The 22,077-nt window shown below is 35.3% G+C and carries 23 protein-coding genes; 22 read left to right on the top strand and 1 reads right to left on the bottom strand.

Annotated features, from left to right (window positions below; all coding sequences use genetic code 11):
- Window positions 1–23: 23 nt before the first annotated feature.
- The 3 genes from D8M06_RS09885 (at window position 24) to D8M06_RS09875 (ending at window position 2,513) form a co-directional block, all read left to right on the top strand.
- The gene (locus tag D8M06_RS09885) at window positions 24–812 is read left to right on the top strand and encodes a carbon-nitrogen family hydrolase (RefSeq protein ID WP_121204241.1); all 789 of its coding nucleotides are present in this window, start codon (window positions 24–26) and stop codon (window positions 810–812) included.
- Window positions 813–995: 183 nt separating this feature from the next.
- Complete coding sequence (gene wrbA, locus D8M06_RS09880) at window positions 996–1,604, top strand: NAD(P)H:quinone oxidoreductase (protein WP_121204310.1); 609 nt, start codon at window positions 996–998, stop codon at window positions 1,602–1,604.
- A 117-nt stretch (window positions 1,605–1,721) separates the two neighbouring features.
- Window positions 1,722–2,513: an ion transporter gene (locus D8M06_RS09875; protein WP_121204240.1), complete on the top strand. Its 792-nt coding sequence runs from the start codon at window positions 1,722–1,724 to the stop codon at window positions 2,511–2,513.
- Window positions 2,514–2,910: 397 nt separating this feature from the next.
- On the opposite strand, the gene D8M06_RS09870 is transcribed toward D8M06_RS09875, so the two are convergent.
- A complete protein-coding gene (locus D8M06_RS09870) occupies window positions 2,911–3,936 on the bottom strand; it encodes an LLM class flavin-dependent oxidoreductase (protein WP_121204239.1) in 1,026 nt (341 codons plus the stop codon).
- 395 nt (window positions 3,937–4,331) lie between these two features.
- On the opposite strand from D8M06_RS09870, the gene D8M06_RS09865 reads away from it, so the two are divergent.
- The 19 genes from D8M06_RS09865 to D8M06_RS09780 all read left to right on the top strand — a co-directional run bounded on the left by D8M06_RS09865 (window position 4,332) and on the right by D8M06_RS09780 (window position 22,056).
- The gene (locus D8M06_RS09865; protein WP_121204238.1) at window positions 4,332–5,060 is read left to right on the top strand and encodes a YveK family protein; all 729 of its coding nucleotides are present in this window, start codon (window positions 4,332–4,334) and stop codon (window positions 5,058–5,060) included.
- On the top strand, window positions 5,041–5,694 hold the full coding sequence (locus D8M06_RS09860) for a CpsD/CapB family tyrosine-protein kinase (protein WP_241558927.1): 654 nt from the start codon (window positions 5,041–5,043) through the stop codon (window positions 5,692–5,694). Before D8M06_RS09865 ends, D8M06_RS09860 begins: the two co-directional genes overlap by 20 nt.
- A 209-nt stretch (window positions 5,695–5,903) precedes the next feature.
- Window positions 5,904–7,727, top strand: coding sequence for a polysaccharide biosynthesis protein (locus tag D8M06_RS09855; RefSeq protein ID WP_121204236.1), 1,824 nt, complete (start codon window positions 5,904–5,906; stop codon window positions 7,725–7,727).
- Between the two features lie 28 nt (window positions 7,728–7,755).
- The gene (locus D8M06_RS09850) at window positions 7,756–8,910 is read left to right on the top strand and encodes a glycosyltransferase family 4 protein (protein WP_241558922.1); all 1,155 of its coding nucleotides are present in this window, start codon (window positions 7,756–7,758) and stop codon (window positions 8,908–8,910) included.
- On the top strand, window positions 8,895–10,007 hold the full coding sequence (locus tag D8M06_RS09845; RefSeq protein WP_121204234.1) for a glycosyltransferase family 1 protein: 1,113 nt from the start codon (window positions 8,895–8,897) through the stop codon (window positions 10,005–10,007). The genes D8M06_RS09850 and D8M06_RS09845 overlap by 16 nt, the downstream gene beginning before the upstream one ends.
- The gene (locus tag D8M06_RS09840) at window positions 10,004–10,894 is read left to right on the top strand and encodes a glycosyltransferase family 2 protein (protein WP_121204233.1); all 891 of its coding nucleotides are present in this window, start codon (window positions 10,004–10,006) and stop codon (window positions 10,892–10,894) included. Before D8M06_RS09845 ends, D8M06_RS09840 begins: the two co-directional genes overlap by 4 nt.
- Window positions 10,895–10,920: 26 nt before the next feature.
- Complete coding sequence (locus tag D8M06_RS09835; protein WP_121204232.1) at window positions 10,921–11,997, top strand: EpsG family protein; 1,077 nt, start codon at window positions 10,921–10,923, stop codon at window positions 11,995–11,997.
- A gap of 22 nt (window positions 11,998–12,019) precedes the next feature.
- Window positions 12,020–13,060, top strand: coding sequence for a UDP-glucose 4-epimerase GalE (gene galE / locus D8M06_RS09830; protein ID WP_121204231.1), 1,041 nt, complete (start codon window positions 12,020–12,022; stop codon window positions 13,058–13,060).
- A 38-nt stretch (window positions 13,061–13,098) separates the two neighbouring features.
- Window positions 13,099–13,272 carry a YwzD family small protein gene (locus D8M06_RS19835; RefSeq protein WP_158591777.1) on the top strand — a complete coding sequence of 58 codons (174 nt, stop codon included), beginning with the start codon at window positions 13,099–13,101 and terminating at the stop codon, window positions 13,270–13,272.
- Window positions 13,273–13,276: 4 nt separating this feature from the next.
- Entirely contained in the window at window positions 13,277–13,876 is a 600-nt protein-coding gene (locus D8M06_RS09825; RefSeq protein ID WP_277749475.1) for a sugar transferase, read from the top strand.
- Between the two features lies 1 nt (window position 13,877).
- Window positions 13,878–14,510: an acetyltransferase gene (locus D8M06_RS09820; protein WP_121204229.1), complete on the top strand. Its 633-nt coding sequence runs from the start codon at window positions 13,878–13,880 to the stop codon at window positions 14,508–14,510.
- A 12-nt stretch (window positions 14,511–14,522) separates the two neighbouring features.
- Entirely contained in the window at window positions 14,523–15,713 is a 1,191-nt protein-coding gene (locus D8M06_RS09815; protein ID WP_421904257.1) for an aminotransferase class I/II-fold pyridoxal phosphate-dependent enzyme, read from the top strand.
- 3 nt (window positions 15,714–15,716) lie between these two features.
- Window positions 15,717–16,088: a helix-turn-helix domain-containing protein gene (locus D8M06_RS09810; protein WP_121204227.1), complete on the top strand. Its 372-nt coding sequence runs from the start codon at window positions 15,717–15,719 to the stop codon at window positions 16,086–16,088.
- On the top strand, window positions 16,075–17,232 hold the full coding sequence (locus D8M06_RS09805; RefSeq protein WP_121204226.1) for a glycosyltransferase family 1 protein: 1,158 nt from the start codon (window positions 16,075–16,077) through the stop codon (window positions 17,230–17,232). The genes D8M06_RS09810 and D8M06_RS09805 overlap by 14 nt, the downstream gene beginning before the upstream one ends.
- A complete protein-coding gene (locus D8M06_RS09800; RefSeq protein ID WP_121204225.1) occupies window positions 17,204–18,382 on the top strand; it encodes a glycosyltransferase in 1,179 nt (392 codons plus the stop codon). Before D8M06_RS09805 ends, D8M06_RS09800 begins: the two co-directional genes overlap by 29 nt.
- A 12-nt stretch (window positions 18,383–18,394) precedes the next feature.
- Window positions 18,395–19,429, top strand: a complete 1,035-nt coding sequence (locus tag D8M06_RS09795; RefSeq protein WP_121204224.1) for a glycosyltransferase family 2 protein — start codon at window positions 18,395–18,397, stop codon at window positions 19,427–19,429.
- 20 nt (window positions 19,430–19,449) lie between these two features.
- Window positions 19,450–20,634: a CDP-glycerol glycerophosphotransferase family protein gene (locus D8M06_RS09790; protein WP_121204223.1), complete on the top strand. Its 1,185-nt coding sequence runs from the start codon at window positions 19,450–19,452 to the stop codon at window positions 20,632–20,634.
- On the top strand, window positions 20,621–21,037 hold the full coding sequence (locus D8M06_RS09785; protein WP_121204222.1) for an FAD synthase family protein: 417 nt from the start codon (window positions 20,621–20,623) through the stop codon (window positions 21,035–21,037). The genes D8M06_RS09790 and D8M06_RS09785 overlap by 14 nt, the downstream gene beginning before the upstream one ends.
- 17 nt (window positions 21,038–21,054) lie before the next feature.
- On the top strand, window positions 21,055–22,056 hold the full coding sequence (locus tag D8M06_RS09780; RefSeq protein WP_121204221.1) for a glycosyltransferase family 2 protein: 1,002 nt from the start codon (window positions 21,055–21,057) through the stop codon (window positions 22,054–22,056).
- Window positions 22,057–22,077: the final 21 nt, after the last annotated feature.

Below are 22,077 nucleotides of genomic sequence, written 5' to 3'. Positions count from 1 at the left end.
ATCTTGGGGGAGGTTGTTTGTGAATGAAACATGCTATTTTTCAAATGGATATAATTGCAGGAAAGCCGGAACAAAACCGGAAGAAGATGGAGGTATGGGTAAAGGAAATGGTTGAGAAAGAAAATCCTGATATGGTTGTATTTCCAGAAATGTGGACGACTGCTTATACCTTGCCGCAGTTGGAAGGAATCGCGGATACAAATGGAGAACCAACAACATCTTTTTTAAAAGACCTAGCAAAGGCCTATCATATTAATGTTGTTGGAGGTTCCATAGCTAATAAAAAGAACGGAAAATTTTATAATTCAAGTCTAGTGATTAATCGTGAGGGAGAAGTCGTCTACAAATATGATAAAATCCATCTTGTCCCAATGCTAGATGAGCCTAAATACTTAGCTGCTGGTGAAGAGAGAACTGAAATCTTTGAATTAGATGGGATAAAGATGGGATTAATTATTTGTTATGATCTCCGTTTTCCGGAATTAGCAAGAAGTCTCGCACTTAAGGGCGCACAGATTTTATATGTTGTTGCGGAATGGCCGACAGCAAGAAAAGAACACTGGAAAGCACTGCAAATTGCTCGAGCGATAGAAAATCAATATTATGTTGTATCGTGTAACCGTGTTGGCCAGTATGACGGGGAAGAATTTGCTGGTACATCAATGGTTATTGATCCTTGGGGCAACACACTACAAGAAGGAAGCGAAACAGAAGAAGAAACTCTCGTGCAAGCTGTTTCTTTAGAAAAGGTTCCTCAAATTAGAAAAGATGTTCCGATTTTTAGCAGTCGGAGACCTGATATGTATGAGTGATAATGAAGCAAGTGAGTAGAATAGACTGCTCACTTGCTTTTTAGGTTACGATCTAATCCCGTGGTTGCCATTAACTGTAACTAAAAACATACCAAAAGTCCTTTTTCATAAATAAAAATAAAAATTCTACAGATATTAATCATGTTAACAAATTTTGGTTATTTGATTAAGGAGGATAAAGAAATTATGACAGTGAAGTTAGTGATAATTTATTACAGTTCTACCGGTACTAACTTTCAAATGGCAAAATGGGCGGAAGAAGGGGCTTCCCAAGCTGGTGCAGAAGTTCGTGTAAGAAAGGTGCCAGAATTAGCACCGGAATCTGCTATTGCTTCCAACCCAGCATGGCAAGCGCATTATAACGAAGCAAAAGATATTCAAGAAGCCTCTTCTGATGATATTGAATGGGCAGATGCGATTATTTTCAGTACACCAACACGCTTTGGTAATGTGGCGTCACAAATGAAACAGTTTTTAGATTTACAAGGTGGACTGTGGGGTTCAGGTAAAACGGTCAATAAAGTAGTTAGTGCTATGTCTTCTGCATCCAATCCACACGGAGGCCAAGAAGCAACCATTCTTTCTCTTTACACATCCATGATGCATTGGGGTGCAATCATCGTCCCACCAGGCTATACAGATCAAGCATTATTTGGAGCAGGAGGAAATCCATATGGTACAAGTGTTACACAATCACAAGAAGATGGGTCCATGGTAGAAGATGTCGAAGCTGCTGTTAAACATCAAGCGAAGCGGACAGTTGAAGTAGCAACGAAGGTTATTGGCGGTTAATATTTTTATCCAAAAACTGATTGGGTTATTCCTAATCAGTTTTTTAAATGAAAGATTTATGAAAAGTGACAGAACCTTTTACGTAAAGTAAACTATATTTTGGGGAGGGATAAATAGTTGAATTTCATAAAAAAAAGATGTGCATACATAGCTAATCATGTGCTATTTACAAGAATTATAATAGGTCTAATTATTATTAACGCAATTTTAGTAGGTTTAGAGACGTACCCATATTTTATAAATAATTATTCCGACTGGATATACATAGGTGATACTATATTACTGTGGATCTTTACCATAGAGATTATCATCCGCTTTGTTGGGAGTAAATCGATTAAATCATTTTTCAAAGATCCATGGAATATTTTTGATTTTTTAATTGTTTCAAGTGGACATGTCTTCGTTGGAACCCATTATGTGACGGTTTTACGTATTTTACGGGTTTTGCGGGTGCTAAGAGCTATCTCCATCATTCCATCGCTTCGCAAAATAGTAAATGCACTGCTCAAGTCCATTCCATCAATGGGAACGATTATGCTTTTATTAGGTATATTTTTCTACATTTATGCTGTAATAGGTACCATGCTATATAGCTCTATTGCTCCGGAGTATTTCGGTACACTGCATGATTCCTTATTATCGTTATTCCAAGTCATTACATTGGAATCGTGGGCAAGTGGAGTGATGAGGCCAATCCTTGCAGAAGATCCCACTTCCTGGTGGTATTTTGTTACCTTTATTGTTATCGGAGCTTTTGTCATTATTAACCTCTTTGTCGGTGTTATTGTAGGTAATGTGGAAGAAGCAGCAAGAGAAGAACAGCCAACACCAACGGATATAAAATTAGCGGAAGTACAAGAGGAGTTAAGGGAAATAAAGCAGCTATTGAAGAATAATAAATCTGGATAATAGAAGAAAGAGGCTGGGACATAACTAAAGTGTTTAACTCAAAAACGAACAAAGTGCTAATTAGCGGAGGAAATATACGTAGACTCCTTGAAAAAAGAAGACCACTTTTTTCTGCGTGCGATGTTTCGCTGCCGAAGCGTTCCTTGTCCTGCGGGAAGAAGAGCATCGGTGAGTCTGCGTAGTGAGGGAACTACTTGAATACTCTTCCCTGCTCCCTTGCACCGAGGAAGCCCGCTTCAAAGCATCACTGGAAGACGCAGGCGCACACGCTTTTCAGCACGAAGTAGGCTCACCAGCTCCCCTAAGGTGTGCGAAGTATATTTCCGGAGCGGTAATTATGCACCAATCATGTTCGGGTTTTCCTTTGAGAAAATACTTTTGTCCCAGCTTCATTTACTTATTTCATTAATTCTGAAACGATCTCATAAGAACGTAAGCGGTCTTCTAAATGATAAATCTGTGAGCTGATGATGATTTCATCGGCTTCTGTTGCTTCTTGGATTTTTTCCAGCTTCTGTTTAACCGTATCTGGTCCTCCAACAATCGTTGTATTCGGATCCAGGGATTCCTCCACTGCGGCTTTTTCCATAGGTGTCCAAATCTCATCCATATTCTTCACGGGCGCTTGAAGTTTGGACTGAATTCCTTTTCGGATATTCAAGAATTGCATTTGATGGGAAGAAGCAAGGTAATTAGCTTGTTCATCTGTATCAGCTGCAATCACGTTCACACCAATCATGGCGTATGGCTTATCTAGTTTATCTGAAGGCTTAAAGTTATCACGATATAATTTTAATGCTTGAAGCAAATAAGCTGGTGCAAAATGACTGGCAAAGGAGAAATAAGTCCCTTTTTCAGCTGCAAGTCTTGCACTGAAATCACTGGAGCCAAGTAACCAAATTGGGATATCTAATCCCTGACCAGGAATAGCCCTTACTCGTGACACGGGATCATCTGAAAAATAATCCTGTAATTCGTTGACTTGCATTGGGAAGTCCTCTGGTCCCATATGTAATGTCCGGCGCAAGGCATAGGCAGTTGCTTGGTCCGTACCTGGAGCACGACCCAATCCAAGGTCTATGCGGCCTGGATAGAGAGATTCGAGTGTACCAAATTGCTCGGCAATAACGATAGTTGCATGATTCGGAAGCATGACCCCGCCAGAACCTACACGCATATAATTCGTATTCCCAGCAATATGACCTATTAGAACAGATGTAGCTGAACTTGCGATACCTGGCATGTTATGATGCTCAGCCAGCCAGTAACGGTTATATCCCCATTTCTCCGCATGCTGTGCTAACTCGACACTTTCTTTAAAAGAGTCACTAGCAGTGCTTCCCTCTACAATTGGTGCTAGATCTAGTATAGATAGTGGTATATGGTTAAATTTTCTTGCTTTATCATGGGTGTGTTTGTACAAGTTATTCACTCCTTTAACGGTATTCTTAATAAGCTATGATATAGATTTTGGGGGATAGAGTCCAGTTTTTGGTTTTGAGATAAAAATTCGGAATATTAAATAGTACCTGAAATATAATGAACCGTATAGTACTATTCAACTTTGTTCTTGATTAAGAATGATGATAGTACCATCCTAGGGAGATAATGTGTTTAATAGGTCTACCGAAAGTATTACCGATAATTCTGATTCATCAGAAATTTACTATTGACACGTTCTCTATAATGAACTATTATGAGGATGAGTAAAAAAATCTGTAAGAAAGTTTTTAATCTTGATGTTCTTTATAAAGAATAAAACTTTTTCAATTTGCATATTGTTAAACAATATATGAGTAAAGGTAAAAGGTGATTTCAATGAATGAAGAATACCATCGAACAAATATAAAGGAAATAGATTTAAAACAATATTTCGACCTTTTAAGAAGGCGCTTCTGGATTGTTATTCTTATTACTATTATTACAACACTTGCTGGCTATTTTTATAGCAGTGATGATTATGTACCAGAATACGAATCATCGAGGAGACTGATTATAGGATCTGAAACAGAGGATATGAGTACATTAATGGTCATGATAAAGGATCCTATTATCATGCAAAGGGTAGGAGATGAAGTAAAAACTACAAAATCACCTGAAACAATCGCAAACCAGATAGATGTTGCAAGAATAGATGAATCACAAGTAGTAGAAATCTCTGTCATGGATTTAGATCCTGAAATGGCTGCCAATATAGCGAATGCAACTGCTGATTCATTCAAATCTGAAATTGAAAATATATTAGGAGTTACAGATGTCCAATTACTTTCGGAGGCCAAAGTTAATTTAAATCCAATTAATGCACCCTCAAATAGCACAACAGTAATTGCTTTACTATTTGGGCTGGTTGTAGGTATAGGATTTATCTTTCTTTTAGATTCGTTGGATGTGAAAATTAGGAAGGAAAGTGAAGTAGAATCATTATTAGATGTACCAATACTAGGTACTATATCTAATATGAAAAAGAAGAAATTAAGTACAAACAAAAGCAGTCAGCTCAAAGTAAGGAAAGGGGAAGAAAAAGTTGGTGTTAAACAGAATGCGTAATACTGCCCCTAGTAAAATTCAACTTGTTACTTATGCAAACTCAGAATCTATCATAGCAGATCAATTCAGGGCGATACGAGCGAATATTCGTTTTTTGAGAGATGAAAAGAAAGACGCTATTTTTTTAGTGACTTCTCCTGGGGATGGTGAAGGTAAGTCAACTATTTCAGCAAATTTGGCTGTCTCAATGGCTCAACAAAAGGAAAGAGTACTCCTTATTGATGCAAATTTAAGGGCACCGATAATGCATACAATTTTTAAAGTAGCCAATAAAGTTGGATTATCCAATTTACTTAAAGGCATTTCAACAATAAATCAAACCATCACTCCGACCGATATTAACAATCTTGACCTGTTAACAAGTGGTCCCGAAGTATTTAACCCAACTGAAATACTCGGCAGTCAGTCAATGTCTGAATTACTTAATGAATTAGGGTCTAGGTATGATATTGTACTTATTGATTCTCCATCAGTATTGAAAACAACAGAGACAAGAGTTTTAGCAAACCAATGTCAGGGAGTTGTCTTGGTCATTAATCGCGGGAAAACAGAAGTGGAAAAGGCGATTAAATCCAAAAGAGTTCTTCATTTAGCGCACGCAAATTTAATCGGAGTGATTATGAACGAAAAGTAAATATTTTTTTACGCAAAATGTTCTTTATTGAGAATATATACTTTGTTATAAAGTTGTGGTGATGTCATACTTACCGTTATCAATGTAGGCACTCGGCTATGCTGTGGGTTGTAATCAACCTTAGACGCGTTCGTTGTCAGTAGTGTGGTGTGAGGGTGGGTTGGATGCCCTTAAATACATAATAATCTCTGGAGAAAGGAGGCAAGCAAGTGACATATCGTCAACGTATCTCACTTTTTATTTTTGTAGATTCATGTATTGTATTAACGGCCATATATTTGAGTGTGTTTTTAGTAAGCTCTACAATTCCTCGATTAAATACCTCTTTGATGATAAGCAGTCTTGCAATATTATTTTCTCATTATTTATTTTCGATTAAATTTAAGCTATACAAAAAACTTTGGGAGTACGCTAGTATTCAGGAATTATTAATTATTTTAAAGGTTGTCTCCTATACAATTATTTCGGCTATGATTATTCATTTTTTATTCATACAAGCTGTTTATTTGAAACTATTTGCCATCACATGGCTTCTTCATATGTTTTCCATTGGGGGATCTCGTTTAGCGTGGAGAATTTATCGTGATTCTATCATGAATCGGTCTGAAAACAAAATTCGAACATTGATTATTGGAGCAGGGTCAGCCGGAACAATGGTAGCTAGACAATTATTAAAGACGAATGAAAGCAATTTACTACCTGTAGCATTTATTGATGACAATCCTAGAAAACAGCACTTTGATATTTTAGGTCTTCCGGTAGTCGGTGGTATTGATAAAATATCCAGTACAGTAACAGACCTACATATTAATCACATTATTATATCTATTCCTTCTTTAAGTAGGAGAGAGTTGAATACGATATTTCAAGAATGTGCGAAAACAGAGGCTAAAACACAAATATTACCCCTTCTAGAAGACTTAATTACTGGGAAAGTTTCTGTAAATCAATTTCGTGATGTACAAGTGGAGGATTTGTTAGGTAGAGATCCAGTAGAAATGGAAACTCAAAGTATCTCTGAATATATTACGGATAAGGTAGTGCTGGTAACAGGTGCTGGTGGATCAATAGGATCTGAGATTTCCAGACAAATAACAGAATTTAAACCAAGTCAATTAATACTACTAGGTCATGGTGAAAATAGTATTTATACCATCGAAATGGAGTTGCAGGAAAGTTTCGCAGACTGTAAAGTGTCATTTATTACAGAAATAGCCGATGTGCAGGATGCCCAAAAAATGAAAGAGGTTATGCGTAAGTATAAACCAGACGTCGTATACCATGCTGCAGCACATAAACATGTTCCACTAATGGAAAGAAACCCAGAAGAAGCGGTGAAAAATAATATCATAGGAACAATGAATGTTGCTAGAGCGGCCAGCCGAAGTAAAGTCGACACATTTGTGATGGTATCAACAGACAAAGCAGTAAACCCAACTAGTGTAATGGGGGCTTCTAAAAGGTTAGCAGAAATGATAGTACAGGATATGGATACACATAGTGATACGAAGTTTGTAGCTGTTCGGTTTGGTAATGTATTAGGCAGTAGAGGAAGTGTTATCCCATTATTTAAGAAACAAATAGAAAAAGGTGGACCGGTTACTGTCACACATCCAGAAATGGTTCGTTATTTCATGACGATACCAGAAGCATCACGGCTAGTTATTCAAGCTGGAACACTTGCAAGTGGTGGAGAAATATTTGTTTTAGATATGGGAGACCCTGTAAAAATAGTAGATTTAGCTAGAAACCTAATAAAATTATCGGGAAATTCCGTTGATGACATTGGAATAGAATTTACGGGTATACGTCCAGGAGAAAAGCTTTATGAGGAGTTACTTCAAAAAAATGAAGTGCATGATGAACAAGTGTATCCCAAAATTTACGTAGGAAAAACTACGAATCTTTATATAGAAGAAATTCAAGAAATCATTGCTACTTTTAATAAAGTGGACACTAATACGTTAAGAGAACAATTATTAAACCTTGCTAATAATGTCGTTGTAGAAGAACCAACTGTTATGAATTTATAGAAGTCAAACACAAATGGGGGGAGATGAATTGGTTAAGAAGATCCTTTTTTGTGCAACAGTGGATTATCACTTTAAAGCGTTCCACTTACCATATATGGATTGGTTTCAAAAACAGGGATGGGAAGTTCATGTTGCTGCAGCGGGTGATATGGAGTTACCATGCACAAATAAAAAATATAATATAGCCATTCAGCGATCTCCTTTCCATCCATCTAATATAAAAGCGTTTGAACAGTTAAAAGAGATAATCGATGACAATAACTATTCGATCATTCATTGCCACACACCACTTGGGGGTGTTCTTGCTAGATTAGCGGCACGACAAACAAGGAAAATGGGGACATCGGTCATTTATACGGCACATGGCTTTCATTTCTGCAAAGGAGCACCACTTAAGAATTGGCTAATGTATTATCCAATGGAGCGGTATTTATCCAAGCATACAGATACACTAATTACGATTAATAGCGAAGATTATAATCTTGCTAGAAGACACCAATTTCAATCTGATTCGATTGAACATGTTCATGGAGTAGGAGTAAATACAAATAAATTTAAGCCTATAGACGAAGAGAATAAGAGAGAATTAAGAAAGTCATTTGGATATCAATCCGATGACTTTTTGTTATTTTATGCAGCAGAATTTAACAAGAACAAAAATCAGCAATTCCTTTTACAGGTATTAGCTTTGATAAAGAATAAAGTTCCAAATGTAAAATTGTTACTAGCTGGAGAAGGTCCATCTTTGCAAAATTGTATGACTCTTGCAAATCATCTAGGGATTGACGATAGGGTAGATTTACTAGGATTAAGGCATGACATTCATCAACTGGTGCCTATGTGTGACGTTGGGGTTGCTTCTAGCTTAAGAGAGGGTCTCCCAGTGAATGTTATGGAGATGATGGCTTCTGGTTTGCCAATTGTGGCAGTTGATAATCGGGGACATCGAGAGCTAATAACAAATAACAAGAATGGTTGGTTGATTTCTAGATTGGATCCTATTGATTTTGCAGAGAAAGTGATTAACCTAGCAAAGTTCAGTGACATTAGAAAACAGTTTGGAAAAAACGCTCGAGATTCCATCTTATCGACCTATAGTTTAGAAAAGGTATTAAAAGAGAAAAAGACTATATATCAATCATTGATGGATAGAGAGGAGGGAATAGAATGGGCAATCCACTGAGAGTGCTACATGTAGTGGTTAATATGAACCGTGGTGGTGCAGAAACTCTCTTAATGAATCTTTACCGAAACATAGATCGGTCAAAGGTACAATTTGATTTTCTAACTTGTAAAGAAGGGATGTTTGACCAGGAAATTAGAAATTTTGGAGGAAGAGTACATCGTATCCCTTATGTTTCAGATGTTGGTCATCATGGGTTTATTCGGCAGTTAGAACAATTCTTTAGGAATCATTCGGAATATAAAATTATCCATTCCCATCTGGATAAAGTGAGTGGTATAGTCCTTAAAACAGCAAAAAAGGCCCATGTTCCCATCCGAATCTCCCATAGCCATAACACGAAAAGTGAAGGTAGTTTACTAACAAAAATATATAAACAATATGCAGGGCTTCTTGTCCATAACAATGCTACACACCGATATGCCTGTTCACAAGCTGCAGCTAACTGGTTGTTCAAACAGAATAATACGTACATTTTAAAAAATGGAATTGAATTAGATAAATTCTATTATAATCTATCGATACGAACTAGAGTAAGAAAAGAATTACAGATTAGCGAAGACTCATTGGTACTAGGACATGTTGGAAGATTTGCAGAACAAAAGAATCACGGATTTTTGATAGACGTTTTTGAAAAGGTCAATCAACGAGTACCTAATAGTCAATTAGTGTTAGTTGGAGATGGTCCTCTGAAAGCTATAAGGATGAGTCAGGTGAAAAGACGTCAACTGGAGAATAATGTGTTATTCCTTGGCGTTCGTGAAGATATTCCTGACTTACTTCAAGCCTTTGATACTTTTGTGTTTCCTTCCATCCATGAAGGGTTGCCAGTAACATTAGTAGAGGCTCAATCTGCTGGCCTACCTTGTCTTATCTCAGATGCCATAACAGAAGAAGTCGATATGGATTTGGGTCTTATCATTCGGCTTCCATTACAGGATAAAGAAAAATGGGCTGAGGAAATTATTCGTCTATCTCAGAAGAATCATAAGCGTGAAGTATCAAAAAGTACACTCATAGAAAAAGGGTATGATATACGAAAGACTGCCGAATTAACAGAGAAAAGGTATCTATCTTTAGGGGGTGTGAAGGGATGAAGCAACTAACAATTTTCACTCCTACCTATAATCGTGCCTATTGCCTCCAAATTTGCTATGAAAGTTTAAAACGGCAAACATGTAAAGATTTTGTTTGGCTAGTAATAGATGATGGATCCACAGATAATACGAAAGAACTTGTGGAAGGATGGAAAAGAGAAAATGAAATTGAAATAATCTATCACTGGCAAGAAAATCAAGGGATGCACGGGGCGCATAATGCAGCTTATGGAATGATAGAAACAGAACTGAATACGTGTATAGATTCGGATGACTATATGCCAGATGATGCGGTAGAGAAAATATTAAACTTTTGGAATAAGCATGGGAACAGTAAGGTGAGTGGAGTTATTGGCCTTGATGCAGATAAACATAATACGATTATCGGGACCCCACTTCCAAATGAATTAAGGAGTTCTACTTTATTTGATTTATATAATACTCATGGTGTGACAGGAGATAAAAAGCTAGTCTATCGAACAGAATTAACGAGAAAGTATCCTTATCCGCTTTTTGATGGGGAGAAATACGTGGGGTTAGATTACAAATACTATATGATCGATAAAGAGTACGAGATGTTATTGATGAATGAAATCATATGTAAAGTAGAGTATTTGCCAGATGGATCTTCTAGGAATATGTTAAAGCAGTATCGAAGAAATCCATTGGGTTTTTCCTTTTATCGCAAGGAGTTAATGAAACTCCCATTTACTAGTGTTTCATTTAGGTATAGACAGGCAATACACTACGTTTCTACAAGTTTATTAAGCAAAAATCGAACATTTTTAATAGAAACACCTAGCAAATTAATAACAGTATTAGCTTTCCCTTTAGGCTTCCTATTATATTTATATGTTTCATCGAAAACTAGAGAAATCAATGCGTGATGTATTAGTCGAAAGGATATAGCAAAATGACTTTACTTTGGATGAACCTGACTTTTGTTCTTCTGTTCGCTTTATTTGCCAGATATTTTGCAAAACCTGTATTAGCAACGAATCTTCCAGTACCTGTTAAACCAAATAAACTACTAGTATTTGGGGGATTAACTTCGTTGGTTCTCATATCGGGCTTTCGAAGCGGAATAGGAGATACGTTTAATTACCGCAATATCTTTGAGGATAATGATTTTACTTGGGAGTACGTTACTTCAGAAAAGGATATTGGATTTGGCTTCCTTCAAATGTTAATCAAAAATTATATATCAGATAACTCTCAAGCTTTGATTTTTATAACTGCGTTTATAACAAACCTTCTCATTATTTTTGTTTTTTACAAATACTCCAGACTGGTTGAATTAAGTCTGTATGTATATATAACAGGTGGTCTTTTTTTAGTATCGATGAATGGAATTAGACAGTTGTTAGCTGCAGCAATTGCCTTTACAGCAATAAAGTTCTTAATTGAAGGAAAGTTTATAAGGTATGCTTTCATTATTGGATTTGCATCGCTCTTTCACCAAAGTGCATTAATACTACTTCCGATGTTTTTCTTGGTTCGCTTTAAAGCTTGGTCAAAGGTAACGATTGCGTTGGTATTACTAGCAGTGATTGCTGTTATTGGATATGAATACTTTTCTACGATTTTGTTTACAGCTTTAGAGGATACACAATACAGTAATTACGATAATTTTTCAGAAGGGGGTGCGAATATTTTAAGGGTTGCAGTGGAAGCAAGCCCTCTTTTTGTGGCCTTTCTAGGAAGAAAGAAGTTAAGAAGTATATTTCCTGAAAGTGATTATATCGTAAATATGGCTCTAATAGGGTTGGTATTTATGGTGATTTCCACAGAACAATGGATTTTTGCAAGAATGTCTATTTACTTTCAGCTATATCAATTGATCCTTATTTCGTGGTTGCCAAAATTATTTAGGTATAAGGATCAAAAGCTCGTATACATCGGAATAATCGTGTGTTATTTGGCCTACTATTATTATGAAACGGTCATAAGTTTGAATATTAATTACAATAGTGTTCTTTCAATTTTTTGATGAGAAAGGGGGGGGAGACTTTTTGGCTATTCTTGTTACAGGCGGAGCGGGGTACATAGGGAGTCATACCTGTGTGGAGCTTTTAAATCATGGGTATGACATCATAGTTTTAGATAATTTTTCAAATAGTCACCCTGAATCGTTACAAAGAGTAGAAAGATTAACAGGTCAATCAATTAAAACTTACCAAGTGGATTTATTGGATAAAAAGAGCGTTGAAAGGGTGTTTGCAGAAAATAAAATAGAGGCTGTCATTCATTTTGCGGGTTTAAAGGCAGTTGGCGAATCGGTTACAGTACCACTTCATTATTATCAAAATAACATAACGGGGACAGTTATTTTATGTGAAGTCATGCAGCATTTTGGAATAAAGAATCTTGTATTTAGTTCTTCTGCTACTGTTTATGGAGACCCGAAACAAGTACCGATAACGGAAGAAATGAAACTAGGAGCAACCAATCCATATGGACGGACGAAGCAGATGATAGAAGAAATTCTTCGAGATGTTGCCTTTTCTGATCCATCATGGAGTATCGTTTTGCTGAGGTATTTCAACCCGATTGGGGCCCATGTTAGTGGACTAATTGGAGAAAATCCAAATGGAATACCGAATAACTTAATGCCATATGTTTCCCAAGTTGCAGTTGGAAAAAGACCATATCTGCAAGTGTTTGGAAATGATTATCCTACCATAGATGGAACAGGCGTAAGGGACTTTATCCATGTTGTAGACTTAGCGATGGGTCACCTTAGAGCTTTAGAAAAAGTTCAATCAGGAAAAGGAATAGATGCTTATAATTTAGGTGCAGGAAAAGGTTATAGTGTACTGGAGGTAATTGAAACATTTGAAAAAGTCTCTGGGATTAAAATTCCTTTTCGAATTGTAGACCGTAGACCAGGTGACATTAGTATCTGTTATGCGGATCCAATGAAAGCAAGAAATAAGTTAAATTGGAAAGCGGTTAGAGATCTAGAAACAATGTGTCGTGATACATGGAGTTGGCAAAGAAATAATCCAAATGGATACAACATAATAACTGATGAACATACTCCGGTACAGTAAGTAGCGGTTTTTTTATGTATAGAAAGAGGGCTCGGTGTATGGGGGATATGAGAAAACTAACACAACAAGAGCTGCAGGAGATTTTAAATAAGATATGTACAAAAGGTTATCAATCAAGAGACATGAGTGCTTTAAAACTGATTGAAGAAATAAAAAGGAACTTACTATTTGGCAAAACAATCGATAATCAGAATCAAAGCATTAGGGAGTGATCAGGTGAAAAGATGGATGGATGTGTTCGTTTCTTTAGCTTTAATTATTTTGTTGTCCCCTGTGTTTATCTTTACTAGTTTAGCAATCAAGTTGAAATTGGGTAAACCAATCTTTTTTAAACAAAGGCGTTCTGGTTTACATGGTACCCCTTTTTGCCTATATAAATTTCGGACAATGACCAATGAAAGAGATATTAATGGTAATTTACTCCCTGATCAAGAAAGATTAAATGACTTTGGCCTGTTTCTTCGTAAATATAGTTTGGATGAAATACCTCAGTTTTTTAATGTGTTAAAAGGAGATATGAGTTTAATTGGTCCACGTCCATTATTAATGGAGTATTTAGATTTGTACACGAAAGAACAATCATTACGACATCGAGTGAAACCAGGAATTACGGGATGGGCTCAAATTAATGGAAGAAATGCATTAACTTGGGAGAAGAAGTTTGAGTTGGATACGTGGTACGTAAGAAATCATAGTTTTCTTATTGATTGTAAAATTTTCCTAATAACCATTATAAAAGTTATAAAAAGGGAAGGGATATCTTCTCGTGAGTCGATTACAATGGAAAAATTCCAAGGATCGAAAGAAGTGTTGTAGCTTGAAGATTATTTTAGTAGGTAATGGTGGTCATAGCAAAGTAATTCAGGATATTATTGCTTCCATTAGAAACTCTAAAGTCGTTGCCATCTTGGATGATAAGTATGAAATGCAATTTGAAGAAGGTGGAATCTTATATGGTCCACTTTCCTTGATTAATAGTATTTTAGTGGAGAAGGATTTTAGAGTAATGGTTGCAATTGGAGATAATGCAATCCGCAAAAAAGTAATTAAAAGCCTCAATTTACAAATGAAACAATATGCGATTATTATACATCCAACAGCCGTAATAAGCCCAACAGCAACTATAGGTTATGGAACGGTTGTTATGCCAAAAGCTGTCATTAATGCAGAAACATCGATTGGTAGTCACTGTATTGTCAATACGTCATCTATTGTAGAACATGAAAACAAAATAGCAGACTATGTTCATATATCTCCGAATGCTACATCAACCGGAAATGTAACTATTGGAGAAGGAGGTCATTTAGGCGCATCTTCAGTGATAATTCCTGGAATAACCGTTGGAAACTGGTCTGTTATTGGTGCTGGATCTACGGTTATAAATAATGTTCCTGCATACAGCAAAGCAGTTGGATCTCCAAGTAGAATTATAGACAAAATAAAGCTTTAATCTATTGGAAAAGTGGTGATGAAATTGTCCCAATCTCGAATTTACCTTTCTCCACCTCATATGAGTGGAAATGAGCTTTCATTTGTAGAAAATGCATTTAGATCAAATTGGATTGCGCCATTAGGTCCTAACGTAGATGGTTTTGAAAAGGAAATAGCAGAGAAAGTAGGAGCGGGAGCTGCTGCTGCGGTAAGTTCAGGAACCGCTGCAATACATTTGGCTCTTTCTTTATTAGGAGTTAATAGAGGAGATAAAGTATTTTGTTCAACACTTACGTTTGTTGCAAGTGCCAATCCAATCCTTTATCAAGGTGCAGAGCCAGTTTTTATAGATTCAGATTTGGAGTCTTGGAATATGTCACCACGAGCATTAAAGAAAGCTTTGCACGAAGCTGCTTTAAATGGAAAACTTCCAAAGGCAGTAATTGTAGTTAATTTATATGGGCAAAGTGCAAAGATGGATGAAATTCTAACCATTTGTAAGGAATATGAAGTACCCATTATAGAGGATGCTGCAGAATCATTAGGTTCCAAATATAAAGGAAAGGCAAGTGGAACATTTGGAGATTTTGGCGTGTATTCCTTTAATGGAAATAAAATAATTACGACTTCAGGAGGGGGGATGCTAGTTTCCGATGATGCTGATGCAATAGAAAAATCCAGATATTTGGCTACACAAGCTAGAGATCCGGCACCTTATTATCGGCATAGTGTAACGGGATTTAATTATCGGATGAGCAACATTCTAGCTGGAATTGGGAGAGCGCAATTACAAGTTTTAGATGAAAGAGTGCAGTTAAGAAGAAATATATTTGATAAGTATTTTAAGTCATTAAATGATTTATCAGGTATCGAATTTATGAAGGAGTTAAGTGAATCTCAATCAAATCGCTGGTTAACCACTTTAACTGTAAATGAAGAACAGGCAGGAATGAACGTTAATCAATTATTAGATGCTTTATATAAAGAGAATATAGAAGCCAGGCCTGTGTGGAAGCCTCTACACTTACAGCCGCTTTTCAAAGGGGCTACGTATTATCCACACGAAAATGGAAATTCCGTTTCAGAAAGGTTATTTAAAACTGGCATTTGTCTTCCATCTGGATCAAGTCTATCAGGAACCGAACAGCAGCGGATTATTCAGTGTATAAGAGACGCATATAGTAATGGGGTTGATTTGAAATTACAAGAATATGAGGTATAGAAAATGATAGGAGAGAAGATACAGAAAATACGTAAGAGTAAAGGGTTAACACTATCAGAGTGTGCAGAGAGAGCCAATATTTCCAAGTCATATTTAAGCAATATTGAACGTAACTTAAATCAAAATCCTTCGATACAGATTATCGAAAAAATAGCAGCGGTATTAGGTGTGGAAGTAAATACTTTAATAAAAAGAGAATCATTATTAGAGCAAACTCCAGAGACAGAGTGGTTAGAATTTGTAAAGGATCTTAAGAAATCAGGGATAAAGACGCACGAACTTCAGGAGTATAAGACAGTAATTGAATTTGCGAAGTGGCAAAAGGAGAAATCTACTACGAAACAAGAAGTGAAAAAGAAAAATGGAAAGTGCTAAGAAACTAAAGGTACTACAAGTTGTCGGTGCGATGAACAGAGCGGGTACAGAAACGATGCTTATGAATATTTACCGGAAGATTGATCATGAAAAAGTTCATTTTGATTTTGTTTCTTATAGTAACGAGGAAGCCGATTATGATAAAGAAATAGAAAAGTTAGGCGGCGATATTATAAGGCTGCAAAGGTCTAACTCCGTTCTAGAACTTTATCAGGTCATAAAAAAACATGGACCTTATGATGCGATACATGCACATACATTATTTCATTGCGGGATATCCATGGTAGCGGCTTACTTAGCAGGTGTAAAAGTTAGAATTTCACACGCACATACCACTTTAGATAATAGTGAGGGAGTAGTAAGGAGATTATATCTAAATGTTATGAGGTATTTCATAAACCGGTTATCTACCAATTATTTAGCATGTAGCAAAGAAGCGGGCAGGTATTTATTTGGTATAGGAACTCTAAACAAATCTAAGTATTCCTTTTTTCCTAATGTGGTTGACTATCAGCGATTCATTCATAGACCAACAAGAAATGTAAATGAATTTTCATTAGAACAAGGTATAGGGAAGAATGATGTTGTAATTGGGCATATTGGTAGATTTATTGAAGCAAAGAATCATAAATTTTTATTGCAAATTTTAAAAAATATTGTTCAAGAAAAAGTGAATATAAGACTATTATTAGTAGGTGATGGGGATTTAAGAGAGGATATTGAGACAATGGTAGAAACAGAAGGGTTAAAAGACGTTGTGCATTTTGCTGGGTTAAGAGAGGATATACCTACGATGCTGCATAGTATGGATGTCTTTGTTTTCCCGTCCATTTATGAAGGCTTAGGATTAGTATTATTAGAAGCTCAGGCTTGTGGTATTCCTTGTATTGTTTCGGAAGCCATTCAGCCAGAAGCAGATTTAAATATAGGATTAATTTCAAAGCTTTCATTAGCTGATAATCCTAATATTTGGGCTAATAAAATATTAGAGAAAGCTACCTATAAGGAATCGGATACAAAAAAAATTGCTAGTGGATTTGAGAGGAATGGTTATTCTTTAAACCAAGCTGTTAGGAAACTAATGAAAATGTATAAAGATGATGAGGCTGATACAAATGGAAAATATGTTGATCGCTTCGTTTGATATGGAAGTAGGGGGAGTCGAGCGAAGTTTAATAAGTATGTTAAATAACTTCGATTATACGAAATATAACGTTGATTTAATGTTGTATAGTCATACTGGTGATTTTATGGATCAATTACCTACGCAACCTCAACTTTTAAAAGAATCGTTAAGATATAAAACATTTCGTATGTCCATCAAAGATATTCTAAAAAGTGGTCATATCCCAATTGGAATGGCACGCTTATTAGCAAAGTATAGAGCAAACCAAAATCCAACTTTGGAAAATGGATATAAACAAATGCAATACATGTGGAAATATGCCTTACCTTTTTTGCCAAGACACAATAAGAAATACGACGTTGCGATTAGTTATTTATGGCCGCACTACTTCGTTGCAGAAAAGGTAGATGCCAATGTGAAAATTGCATGGATACATACAGATTTCTCTACTGTAGACACCGATGAGTCAATGGACATAAAAATATGGATGAAGTTTGACTATATTGTAGCGGTATCTGATGAATGTAAAGTAGCATTTATTCGCAAATATCCTATCTTGAAGAAGAAAGTGATTGTTATAGAGAATATTACATCACCTGAATTGATCCGAAGACTGGCGAAGGAACCAGTTGACAACCCTATGATAGTTGATTCTCGTTTTAAACTGATTACAGTAGCGCGATTATCTCATGCAAAAGGAATTGATAATGCCGTTCGAGTATTTAAGTTACTAAAAGAAAGGGGTTATGATGATATTTCCTGGTATGTAGTAGGATATGGAGGAGATGAATCGATGATTAAGCAACTTATATCTGAATATAATCTCCAAGATAATTTTCATTTATTAGGGAAGAAAATAAACCCGTATCCATTTATGAAGGAAGCAGATCTTTATGTTCAGCCATCTCGATATGAGGGGAAGGCTGTGACTGTTGGGGAAGCGCAGATTCTTGCAAAGCCTGTTCTTATTACCAACTACCCTACAGCAAGAGGCCAAGTTCAAGATGGATATAATGGAGTAATTTGTGATTTGTCAGTTGAAGGAATTGCAGATGGTGTTGAAAAGTTATATAACGATCAGAAGTATAGAAGAAATTTATCCAATAACTGTAAAATATCTAACTATGAAAACACAAGTGAATTACAAAAGCTTTATGAAATAGTTTAGGAGGGGCAATTCATGTTTAAAAAGGGGAAAGTAAGTGTGATTGTTCCTATCTATAAGGTGGAGAAATATATTTACCGATGTTTAGAAAGTATTATTAGCCAAAGTTATAAAGATATAGAGATTATTCTAGTGGATGATGGGTCTCCTGATAATTGTGGTAAAATAGCTGATCACTATCAGGAAATAGACCAACGTATCAAAGTAATCCATAAAGAAAATGGCGGATTATCTGATGCTAGAAACTTCGGAATGAAAGAGGTCACTGGAGAGTTTACGATGTTTGTCGATAGTGATGATTGGCTTGAGAAGGATGCTATTAAAGTAATGATAAATAAGATAGTAAAGTACAAAGCTGATGTTGTTCAATCAGCTTTTTATTATGCTTATGAAGAGCAACTACTCTTTGACCAAAGATATTATAAGCAAGATAATCCGCCAGACATTATTAATAATCAGTTATTAATGAAGGAATTAGTCATAAATGAGAAAGTGAAGAATTTTGCTTGGGGAAAGCTGTATCGGTCAGAGATTATTTCTGGTATATCCTTTAAGAAAGGTGTTCTGTTTGAAGATGTATTTTGGGCACACCAAGTAATGCACCGAGTAGAGAAGTTCGTTTTAGTAAATCAGCCTCTGTATTACTATTATCAACGGGACGATAGTATTGTTGCTAATTATACGCCGAAGAATCTGGATATTATTAAGGGATTGATAGAAAGACACAAATTTATTGAGAGGTATTATCAAAATTTGGCTGAGTTATCTCATAAAAATATCTTGAAGATGTGTCTTATACACTATAACTTGCTCATACTTAATAGAAAAAAAGATAAAAGTGGAATCCATCGTAGAAATGTTCAATCATACATAAGAGATAACTATACCAGCTTTAAGAAAGCAATTTCTAATGATAAAGAATTAAAGGGACAATTATTTTTATTTTCTATACATCCATTTTTACTATTACTCTTCCTCGCAGTTCGTAAAGGGCTTAGGAGAATAAAGTTTCTTGAAAAAAATGAAGGTTTGAAGCGAGTGGAAGTTTGAAGATAAAAGGGGATACTCATATGAAACTGTTCAGTATAATGAAGCACTATGTTTGTTTATTGGTCATTTTTATATTTAATTGTTTGCCAATAAAGAGGAATAAGATCTTTTTCATTAGTTACTATGGTGCTCAGTATGGATGCAATCCTAAGTATATTACAGAATATATCTTATCCCATTACTCTAATGAGAAATTCGACTTAGTTTGGGCTTTTAATGATGTCCAATCTAAAGGAGAAATAAAAGGTTTCAGAAAGGTTAAAACGATGTCCATCCGTTATTTCTATGAGTTATGTACTTCTAAAATTATCATTACAAATTTTCGAACTACAGATTTATTTGTTAAACGAAATAATCAATATTATATTCAGACATGGCATAGCTCTTTGCGATTGAAACAAATCGAAAAGGATGCAGAAGCTTCGCTGCCTCTTGATTATGTAAAAATGGCAAAGAAGGATTCATCGAAATGTAATCTATTATTATCAGGATGTAATTATAGTACACAGATATTCAAAAGAACATTTTGGTTTGGTGGAGAGATTTTCCCATATGGAACACCCAGAAATGATATATTCTTTAAGTCAGACAAACAAAGAAAAGAAAATATTTACCAAAAATTACAGCTTTCTTCTGGGACGAAGGTTGCATTATATGCACCTACGTTCCGGAAAGGAAATCAACTAAATAACTACTATAAGGATTATAATAATTTAATAAAGTCTTTGGAGAAAAGGTTTGGAGGTAAATGGAGTGTATTAGTGAAAATGCATCCGCACCTCCTTTCTAAATCAAGTCAATTAATATTAGGCGAAAAAGTATTGGATGTTACTTCTTATGATGATGTTCAGGAGCTTTTAAGTATAGCTGATATCTTAATAACCGACTATTCTTCCCTAATGTTTGATTATGCGTTAACTAAGCAGCCTTGTTTTCTTTATGTGCCAGACTTGGAGGATTATATAAATAATGAGAGGCAGTTGTATTTTGATGTAAATGAGTTACCGTTTATAACTGTAATGAGTGATAAAGAGTTACAAGAGGAAATAGCAGAGTATGATCCAAATCAATATCAAGTGAAATTAACCCAATTTTTAAATCAGATATCTTCTTATGAGAGAGGAAATGCCTCTGAGAAACTGTTGAAACGTATTGAAAGAATTTGTTTTGAAGATGAAAGGAGTGAGTTTGATGAGGCGGTATAATATAGGGTATACCACAGGTGTATTTGATTTATTTCACGTCGGCCATCTAAATATTTTAAAGAAAGCAAAGGAATACTGTAACTATCTAATTGTTGGTGTTAGTACGGATGAACTTGTAAGGAATTATAAAAATAAACAACCAGTAATACCGTTTGAAGAGAGAAAGGAAATTGTAGAAGGGATCAGGTATGTGGATAAAGTAGTACCACAAGTAAATAGAAATAAATATAAAGCATGGGAGCACTTACCTTTTGACGTCTTATTTGTAGGAGATGATTGGAAAGGAAGTGCTCTTTTTAATGAATTGGAAGAGAAGTTTAAGGAAGTTGGAGTGGAGATTGTTTACTTTCCTTATACGGATGGTGTTTCTTCAACTATTGTGAAGGAGAAAATTAGGTTATAAGAAGTGGGGGATTATAGATGAATCCAGCAATAAGTATTATTGTTCCGGTCTATAATTTAGAACCATACTTAGAAAAATGTTTAGATAGCATTTTGGCACAAACCTTTACTGGTTTCGAAGTGATTGTTGTGAATGACGGTTCAAAGGATAGCAGTGGAGTTATTTGTGATAAGTATGCTAAGAAGGATAGTAGGGTAAAAGTAATACACAAGCTATACGGAGGAGTTAGTTCGGCAAGGAATATTGGTATTCAAGAAGCAAAAGGTGAATACATTGGTTTTGTTGATGGGGATGATTACATTGAGGAAAAGATGTATGAAACTTTATATCAATTGTGCCAAGAAACAGAGAGTGACATTGCTATTTGTAAATTAGGTCGGGAAATTGATGGGGAACTGATAAACGAAAGTATTGATAAAATTTATATAAAAGAATTGGATAACCAAGAAGCAATGTATGAACTTTTTAAAGGTAATTTATATAGGTTTTCTTTATGTAACAAACTATTTAAAAGAATCTGTTTCAAAAATATTTGCTTTCCTGATGGGAGAATACATGAAGATTTATCAACTACGTATAAACTTTTTTCTAATTCATGTAAAGCTAGTTATATTAATTACATTGGATATATCTACGTGAAACAGAAAAATAGTATATTAACATCTAAATATTATAAAGAACGATTAGATGCTTTTATTGGATGGGATGAAATATTAACTTTTATGAATAAAAATTATCCACAACTAGCAAATGAATTTATAGCTACTTTTACTTATGGGTGTATAGACAATATTTATGCCATTCTTTATCAAGTTTCAGGAAAAAGGGAAAAATTTGGATACGTGTATGTAATTAAGAAATACATACGTAAATACTATAAAGAAATTATTAAAAATTCCAAGTTATCCCTTAAGTGCAAATTACTTATCACAATCGTTCATTTTAACATACGCTTATTTTTCCTTTCTCATCAAATCAAAAATATAATTCCGATTAGAGAAGTGTTTAACTTTAGATGAAAAATGTGGTTAGGAGAATTG

The organism is Oceanobacillus halophilus, assembly GCF_003628505.1.
GTDB lineage: Bacteria > Bacillota > Bacilli > Bacillales > Amphibacillaceae > Oceanobacillus > Oceanobacillus halophilus.
The sequence above is the reverse complement of the archived record's forward strand: the minus strand, read 5'-3'. Positions and strand labels throughout refer to the sequence as shown.